This window comes from Flavobacteriales bacterium, from assembly GCA_013214975.1.
In the GTDB taxonomy this organism is placed as follows: domain Bacteria; phylum Bacteroidota; class Bacteroidia; order DT-38; family DT-38; genus DT-38.
In genome coordinates this window covers 1-8494 of record JABSPR010000420.1, presented here as the reverse complement: position 1 = coordinate 8494, position 8494 = coordinate 1, and the positions used below count along the sequence as shown (strand labels likewise).

The 8494-nt window shown below is 32.6% G+C and carries 11 protein-coding genes; 6 read left to right on the top strand and 5 right to left on the bottom strand.

What is annotated here, in order from left to right; all coding sequences use genetic code 11:
- Window positions 1-488: PAS domain S-box protein (locus HRT72_13100; GenBank protein ID NQY68644.1), on the bottom strand; the 488-nt coding region annotated here is incomplete at its 3' end.
- Between the two features lie 11 nt (window positions 489-499).
- Entirely contained in the window at window positions 500-1087 is a 588-nt protein-coding gene (locus HRT72_13095) for a cysteine hydrolase (protein ID NQY68643.1), read from the bottom strand.
- Between the two features lie 124 nt (window positions 1088-1211).
- On the opposite strand from HRT72_13095, the gene HRT72_13090 reads away from it, so the two are divergent.
- Entirely contained in the window at window positions 1212-1907 is a 696-nt protein-coding gene (locus HRT72_13090) for a response regulator transcription factor (GenBank protein ID NQY68642.1), read from the top strand.
- A 355-nt stretch (window positions 1908-2262) separates the two neighbouring features.
- On the opposite strand, the gene HRT72_13085 is transcribed toward HRT72_13090, so the two are convergent.
- Entirely contained in the window at window positions 2263-3132 is an 870-nt protein-coding gene (locus HRT72_13085) for an Hsp20/alpha crystallin family protein (protein NQY68641.1), read from the bottom strand.
- A gap of 716 nt (window positions 3133-3848) precedes the next feature.
- Here HRT72_13085 and HRT72_13080 point away from each other — a divergent pair.
- The 5 genes from HRT72_13080 (at window position 3849) to HRT72_13060 (ending at window position 6595) form a co-directional block, all read left to right on the top strand.
- On the top strand, window positions 3849-4148 hold the full coding sequence (locus HRT72_13080) for a response regulator (GenBank protein ID NQY68640.1): 300 nt from the start codon (window positions 3849-3851) through the stop codon (window positions 4146-4148).
- 85 nt (window positions 4149-4233) lie between these two features.
- Complete coding sequence (locus tag HRT72_13075) at window positions 4234-4656, top strand: response regulator (protein NQY68639.1); 423 nt, start codon at window positions 4234-4236, stop codon at window positions 4654-4656.
- A gap of 11 nt (window positions 4657-4667) precedes the next feature.
- Window positions 4668-5090, top strand: coding sequence for a hypothetical protein (locus HRT72_13070; GenBank protein ID NQY68638.1), 423 nt, complete (start codon window positions 4668-4670; stop codon window positions 5088-5090).
- Entirely contained in the window at window positions 5074-6054 is a 981-nt protein-coding gene (locus HRT72_13065; protein ID NQY68637.1) for a GHKL domain-containing protein, read from the top strand. Before HRT72_13070 ends, HRT72_13065 begins: the two co-directional genes overlap by 17 nt.
- Before the next feature lie 376 nt (window positions 6055-6430).
- Entirely contained in the window at window positions 6431-6595 is a 165-nt protein-coding gene (locus tag HRT72_13060) for a hypothetical protein (protein NQY68636.1), read from the top strand.
- A 60-nt stretch (window positions 6596-6655) separates the two neighbouring features.
- Here the strand turns inward: HRT72_13060 and HRT72_13055 are convergent, their stop codons facing one another.
- Together HRT72_13055 and HRT72_13050 are read right to left on the bottom strand one after the other, a co-directional pair.
- The gene (locus HRT72_13055; protein ID NQY68635.1) at window positions 6656-7438 is read right to left on the bottom strand and encodes an AMP nucleosidase; all 783 of its coding nucleotides are present in this window, start codon (window positions 7436-7438) and stop codon (window positions 6656-6658) included.
- Window positions 7439-7514: 76 nt separating this feature from the next.
- The coding region (locus tag HRT72_13050; GenBank protein ID NQY68634.1) for a phosphoenolpyruvate synthase at window positions 7515-8494 on the bottom strand (980 nt) is incomplete at its 5' end.

The following is an 8494-nucleotide window of genomic DNA, read 5'->3' as shown; positions in this document are numbered from 1 at the left end:
TGGAATATAACTCGATCTGTTATATTGCGTCCAACTGCTTGGATGTTTTTTACTTTTCCATTTACAGATTGAATAGTTATATTTTGTCCAATCCATAATTCTTTTTTGATATTTAATGGAAATTCAAAATGAGTGAGGTTTGTTTGTTTGGCAAATACCTGTTTGTAAAACGTCAATGCTTTATTTCTAAAGTCTTTCCTGATCAGAATACTGTAGTGTTTTCCAATAAGGTCTTCTTCTCTTAAGCCGATAATATTTAGCGTTGACTGATTTACGAAGGTTAGATTGCCGTCTTTATCCATTTGATAAATTAGATCGCTGGCTTCTTCTATGATTAGTCTGTATTTTTTCTCACTAAGATTTAGGGGTCTTTGGGATTCTTTTCGCGTTTTTATTTCATCTTTTAATTTTGCGTTAATTGCAGTTAATTCCTCTATTAATCGGTATTGGACTTGGGTTTCAACTGTATTTCTATTATTTTTTTTCAAAGCAATTTTATTCAGATAGTATTATATTCTTTTATAACGTTTAAAGAGGTTGTAACATCAGCGTATAACGGGAATATTGAATTACAATAGAGTTCTTGTTCAAATACAGTTCTTCCCGAAATACAGTCACTGAGCATAGTCACATTGAAACCTTTGTCAAATGCTGACCTTCCTGTGGAATCAATACAGATAGAGCAAACAGCCCCGGCTATAATGATTTCAGTAATTAGATTTTCTTTTAGAATCAATTCAAGATCAGTATTGATAAAGGCGTTTAGCCCTTGTTTTCCGGGGCTTTCCAATATTCTACTCCCGAACTCTTTTATTTCGTCAATTGCTTCAGAGCCATGACTACCAATTTTGAAAGCACCAACATCTTTAACTGTTTTTAGTATGCCAATTGGTTCTACTAATTCACTATAGTTTTCTGTGAACACTATAGGTGTTGAGATTATTAATGTATTATTTAACTGATTTATTAAATTCATTGTATTCTCAATGACATTTGTTGCTTCTATTACTTCCCTTAAAATACCATCTTTGGCGAAATAATCATTTTGATAGCCTATTAAAATTAGAGCTGACTTTTTCTTATTCATATATTAGAATTTTATTTTTTTATTGATCTCTATTATTTTAATTTTATAGGTAATGGTTTCTTGCACTGCCATCTATTTGGAAATGTACGAAAAAAGTACATGTTGATATAAAAGGATTTTTGGGATGAATAATATAAGGGCAATAATTATTGAAGATGACAGAACTCAAAGAGAACTAATTGAGAATTTGATTAATGAAGTAGAGGAAATTGTACTATTGAAATCATTTGATAGCGCTGTTCATGTTTCAAGGTTTTTGGAGAACAATGAGGTGGATCTAATACTTCTTGATATTGAAATGCCAGTAATGACAGGAATAGAGTTCTTGAAAAAAACAAAGTGTGATGCACTTGTAATCCTTATTACTTCTAGTAAAGAGTTTGCTATGGAAGCTTATGAATTTGATGTGATAGACTATATGGTTAAGCCTATTTCATATGCACGGTTTCTGCGAATGGTAACTAAAGCTTTTACAATATTGTCTAACAAAGAGAATAGCAAATCTAGGTGTCAAGAGATTTTTGTTAAGGTAAATTCCCTACTTGAAAGAATTGCACTAAAGGATATTATGTATATCAAAGCAGCTGGTGAGTATGTTCATATTATTGCGAAAGGACGAAAATATTTAGTTAAAACCTCTATGGTGAAAATCTTTAACCAACTTCCCGAGAGTGATTTTGTTAGAGCGCATCGCTCATACATTGTAAGAATTGATAAAATTTTGATGTTTGATGGTAACTCATTCAAAATAGCGAATAAGCTAATTCCCATTAGTAAAACTTATCGGCATGGTGCATTGGAAAAGATTAATATAGTATAATATATTTCATGTCCAGTTTATATAGAAAAAGTCTGTTTTCCTATCAACGGGGAATACCAACTGGCATAGTATCTAGATTATTAATTATGTTCTAGAAGGAAAGTGTGTTGGTAATTGATATTCTTTTGTTTTATCAGGGGCTGGTTTGTTACTTTTCTTTTTGGCAGTAGCCATACAAATTACAGCGCTTACACTAATAAAAAGAATGATAATTTTTTTTATGCTAAACGACATTTTGTGTTAGATTAAGCTTTTATGTACCAAGATTAAAAAGTTAATTTGAAGTATATCAATGATTTGAAAAAAAAGAAAGCAATGGGATGGAGGCCACTGCTTTCTTTAATCTAAGATTGCGCTATTTTAATTCTATCTCGCTAATCTTCTTTTCTTTAATTAGAGTCATATCTCCTTTAGGAATCTTAAGTGTTAATATGCCGTTACCAATTTGGGCTTTAATGTTTTTAGAATCCACATCTTCTGATAAAAGGAAAGACCTCCTAAAGGTGTTGTTGTTAAATTCTTTGGTGATATAACACTTAGATAAGTCGGCCTTTTTATCATTTTTCTTACCTGTTATCCTTAAGATTCCATTACTTACTTTGTAAGTAATTTCCTCCTTGGTATAACCTGCAACGGCTAATTCAATTTCAAATTGAGTATCATTTTCTGTAATGTTAGTATCTGGACTAATATTATTTGAAAAAGAGACCGAGGAGCCAAGTAAGGCACGTGTTTCGAGAGCTGACTGTTCAGTGTTTAGGGGAATAGTAGTTGCATCGGAACGTAAAGAGGCTTGAATTGAATTTGCCGCATTGTTTAATTGCTGCGCAGCTAAACTTACTTGGTAATTCATAGCTAGATTTGATTGTTGTTGCGGTTGTATTCCTTGTGTTTGTAATGTAGCTATTAGATTATTTAATTGCTGTGAGGCTAAGTTTTCTGGTGATACGTTAATTGGGGGGGATATGGATTGAGATGGTAATAACGCTTGAGCTTGAAGTAAAGATGCTGCGTTTGTAAGTTGTTGTGCAGCAAGGGATAAGTTGTTGGTGCTGTTGAGTTCAAGTTCTTTTGGAGCTCTGGAATTGTTTGGTTTCTCGGATAATGGAGTAACGCCAATTCTGAAGTTAGGATTAATCTCTCTTAATAATTGCGTTATTTCAAACTGAGAAATATCTAACTCACTGCTATTTTTCGAACCGTTTTTTGTTGTAGTAGTTTTCATAATTATTTAAGTTTTAATATTTGTTAATTATTGATATGCCTAACTAAACGGGGCTGTTTGATTATGGTTTGTGTTCTCTTGTGTTAATCAATGAAGTGATCAGAATCGGTGATGAGTAAATGAAATTCGGCTATGGTTGTTCTTTCTAAGCCCACGAACATTTAACGGTCTCCGTATAAATACTTGTAGGATTATATGTTTTAATACAAAGAAATACGTAACAAAAAATAATGGAAGCGTGAAAAAGAGGTCTAACCTAATCTTTTAGTGAAAAATAGAACTGTTAAAAGAGTCGGATATATCTGGTTTTGAAATAATTCGATTTACGAGAATTTTAAATCGTCAAAGAGTTCTTTTTAGTTTAAGTAAGCTTTTGCTTTTTTTAAGGCTAGCTAAACTAAATTCTTTTAAGATCTAGATTGTTTTACTGACAGTAATGGCCAAAAAGTAAGATATGGAATATTGGTATGAGCTTCCATTTGGTCTGTTTTTTTATTCATGTTTTCTAGAAGGGGTTTCACCGTTAATAATTATGAACTCATAGAATATATTGGAGTAGTTAACAAAGTTTATTGCTATTTGTGATTTGTTCGAAATGAACAAGCATTTTATTTTTATTGTAGAAAATGATACTCTTTTTAACGAGGTACTTAGATGTAGCCTTAGAAAAGAACGCATTATAATAAGGCGTCAATTTAAATACTGGTCAAGATTGGTTGAAATCAATTATTGAAAATACTAGAATAGTTTTTATAGATTTTCAACTTCCTGGAATTAATGGGTTACGGGTATTAAAGTATGTAAAGGAATATAACATAGATATAAAGGTTGTAATGATTACGGGAAGTGCAAAAAAGAAACTCCTTTCATTATTTGTTGAACATGGAGCAGATGGAATAATTGCAAAAGGAGCTGAGGTTATGCAGCATATCAAAAATTCAATTGTTGAGCATTTAGATATCTCTCCTCAATCTCCATTATCAATGGTAAATAATTTTTATAAAGGGAGGTGTTGATTCTATGGAAGCAAAAACTCTTTCCACTTGGAGAAACAAATGTAAATACTAACCGTATTTTTTAATTCACTAAAATATCTCAAATATGTCACAGTTAGATTTTAAAATTTTGCTTATAGATGATGATAAGATTGCAAACCTGATTAATAAAAGAGTTCTAGAAAAAACTAATCAATCATTCGAAATAGATACCGTGGGAAATGGAGAAGAAGGCGTTCAATATATAAGGAAAGCATTATTGGAATGTGAGCAATTCCCCTCTGTTATTTTTCTCGACATCAATATGCCGAAACTTAATGGTTGGGAGTTGCTAAAAGAGTACAATGATACTATGTTATCTAATCCTAAGGTGGATAAGAATATTATTATAATGTTAACGACTTCTGTAGACCCTAGAGATAAAGAAAGAGCAGATAAAGATGAGAGTGTGATTAAGTTTTTATCAAAGCCATTAAAAGCAATAGACTTACCATATTCTGTACGCTTAGCAATGGGGAGTTTAACGTGATTGAAAAAAGTATGATTGAAGAAAAAATTTATTCGAAGGATTCTACTTATGAAGGAAAACAATTTCTCCTAGACAAAGTATTCGAATTAGATGAAAACGTTATTTATTTGGAGGAACCGTCGAAGATTAGTTCATTTCAAATAGAATTAATGTTTGAAAAGGTTAAGAAATTTCTTTCAAATACAAAAGGAAATTATTTCTTAATAAATTTAACAAATACCTCGCCACCTAACGCTGAACAACGGGCTAAGCTACGAGAGGTTATGGGTGATTTCTCAAGTCAAATAAAGCACGCAGCGGTTTACACGGGGAAAAACATATTGATTAGCCAGATGGTTAATTTTGTTCTTTTAGGAGTCGGATTCGGCAGCTATTCTATTCATAAAAGCTGTGGTGATGCTTTGAAAGCAATTATGGATGCAAAAAATAGATAGAGAGTTCGCAACATATATTGCATTTTGTTTAGCTGAAATAGCCAATGGAAAGCTGACTCTTACAGATGAAATTATTGAGAAAAAAAAAGATGAGGGGTTAAGGGAGATTTTATTAGGATTAAAGAGTTTGAATGAAGATCTCATGCTAAGGAAAAAGGAAGCGTCAAAAATAATTAAGCTCGAAACCCAAAAGAGAAAGTTACATGAGCGGATTATACTAGAGGAAAAGACAAGAGTTAGGCAATTAAAAATGATTAGAGATAAACTGGTTCTCGCAAACAAAGAATTATCAGATTTAAATCATGTCACGTCCCATGAATTGCAAGAGCCGATAGTCTCTATAATAAGCGCATCTGATATATTAAAACAAGACTATTATAAATTGTTTGATGACACTGGTAAAATGTTTTTAAATTCATTAAATCAATCTGCAATTCAACTAAGGAGTCAAATTAAAGCGGTCCAGGATCACTCTCGTTTGGGGGGAGAGCTGAATTTTTCGGAAGTGTGCTTATTGAGCTTGATCGATAATGTGAAAACGGACTTGGGTGGAGTAATGAATAATAAGTGGGTTCGTTTTACAATTGGCAAAATGCCTCAAAAAATACAATGTATGCCATATGAGTTGAAAATGCTTATTCGGAATTTGATTCACAATGCAATAAAGTATAATGATAGCGATATAAGACTAGTTAACTTAAGATGTAAAAGTCGTGATCATCACTTCGAATTTTCAATAGAGGATAATGGAATTGGGATTGAAGAAAAATACCAAGATCAGATATTTAATATCTTTAGAAAGATTGATAGTAGAGATGGAATTGGAATAGGGCTTTCAAATTGCAGGAAAATTGCTAATAGTCATTTGGGCGAAATGTGGGTTAGATCAAAGAAAGGGTCTGGTTCAAAGTTTTTTTTTACAATTAAAAAAAACCTTAAAAGTTGTATGATTGAGACTGAATAGTCATTAGGTTAGTCTATCTATGTGCGTAGCTGCTTGTGAAATTCCAAGTAATAAGGTTTGCCTTTTCAGGCGAATCGCTAACCAACCCTTTACTAAACTTTCGCGGCGGTCATTTTTATCGACTTGACTTGTGCATTGGACGATAATCGTGAATCTGATTACGAAGTAGTCATGAATTTCAGGTTTAGTTATGCTTTGTGTTTTATTTCGCTTGAAATTGCTATAGTTGATTCTCTATAAAGGAGAATAGAGTCTAATATAGAGAGGGTATTTAAATCGAATTTTCTTGGAGGAGTATCTTTTGACTATTAAAACTTCGAATTGCGTAGTTGGCATATTATTTTCTTAGATAATGTAAATAGTAAAACATAAAAAGATGATAAATATTTCCAAAGTAACTAAAGTAACCCTAGGGTATGAAAAATACAGACTCAGGTATCTCGAAGAATTAAAATTTAGTCCAAGAGAAGCAATTAGAAAGTCTCAATTAATACGTGATTTAGAAGATCATTCCACAAATGAAAACAATCAGGCTGCCTAGGTACGTTTCAAAGAATATCTTTTGTGTTTTGAGTCTCTCTCTCTTATGAATTAATGAGTGTTAGGACTTGTGTTTAAATCTCATATGTTTAACACTACTATCTGAATCTCTTAATTCTTCCAAAGCTCTTATTCCTATATTAATATGTAGTTCTTCAAATTTAGAGGTTACAGACTTGTCACTTTCAATTGCATGTACGCCACTAGGGATCATGGGATTGTCACTTACTAGTAATAATGCTCCTCGTGGTATTTCATTGATAAAACCAGCTGTAAAAAGGGTTGCTGTTTCTATATCTATTCCAATGGCACGAGTTTCCTTTATTCTTTTTTTGAATTTTTCGTCATGCTCCCATACCCTCCGATTGGTTGTGAATATAACGCCGGTCCAATAGTCCGTTTTAATATCCAGCATAGCTAATGCAACAGTTCTTTGTATGCGAAACGAGGGAAGAGCTGGCACTTCTTTGGGTAAGTATTCATTACTTGTACCTTCACCACGAATGGCTGCCATAGGAATAATGAAATGGCCTAATTTTGTCTTCTTTTTAAGACCGCCACATTTACCTAAAAACAACACTGCTTTAGGTTTAATTGCCGAGAGTAAATCCATAATGGTAGCTGCCATGGCACTACCCATACCAAAGTTTACCATAGTTATATTGTTACTTGTGGTCGTCTGCATTGCTTTGTCTTCTCCTATAATTTCAACACCATATTTTTCGCTAAATAGATTAACATATCCTATAAAGTTTGTGAGTAATATGAAATCTCCAAAATTTTCTAATGGCGTGCCTGTGTATCTGGGAAGCCAATTTGTGACTATGTCTTTTTTTGTTTTCATATGTAATTTCTACTCTGCTAGAAGTACAAAAGACAATAGAATTAGATGTTGTTATTGACTTTTGTTTCACGTAATCTTAACTAGCTACTTTGAATTTATCATCTTTCCCTTTATTTTCTATTTCATGAATGCTTAAGATTGTTTGCAGTATGGCATCTGGAGTTATCGAAATAGTATCAATTCCTTTTTTTACTAGAAATTGAGAAAATTCAGGAAAGTCTGAAGGACCTTGGCCGCATATTCCAACTTTCTTATTTGTTTCTTTTGCAACTTTAATAAGTTGAGATATCATTTCTTTAACGGCATCATTTCGTTCGTCATATAAATGGGCTACTAGAGCAGAATCTCGATCTAAGCCAAGTACTAATTGGGTCAAGTCATTTGAACCAATAGAGAAACCATCAATATACGGGGCGAATTGTTTTGCGAGAATAAAATTAGAAGGGACTTCAGCCATAAGGAAAATTTCCAATCCGTTTTTCCCTCTTTCCAAACCATATTTTTTCATTACTTCTATAACTTTCTTACATTCATTAACTGTTCTGCAGAAAGGTATCATTACTGATACATTGGTTAGGCCATAGATGTCTCGTACTCTTCTAATCGCTTTACATTCCATCCCAAAAGCATATTCATATTCTTCAGAGTAATATCTGGATGCACCACGCCAGCCAATCATAGGATTTTCTTCTTTGGGTTCGAAATGTTTTCCTCCAAGAAGGTTTGAGTATTCGTTAGATTTGAAATCAGAGAACCTGACAATTACATTGTTGGGGTTAAAGGCCGCTCCAATTTTTGCAATTCCGTAAGACAATTTTTTAATAAAAAAATCTTCTTCGTTTCGAAATCCTTTTATGAACTTAGATATCTTTTGCGTAAGGTCATAATCGCACAGTTCTTTATGATTTAGAAGAGCTAAAGGGTGTACATTGATATAGTTATTAATTATAAATTCTTCTCGGGCAAGTCCAACACCTGCATTTGGTAGATGAGAAAATTTAAAAGCTAAATCAGGAGATGCAATGTTGAGCATTATCGGCATTTTTGTTGTTGGAT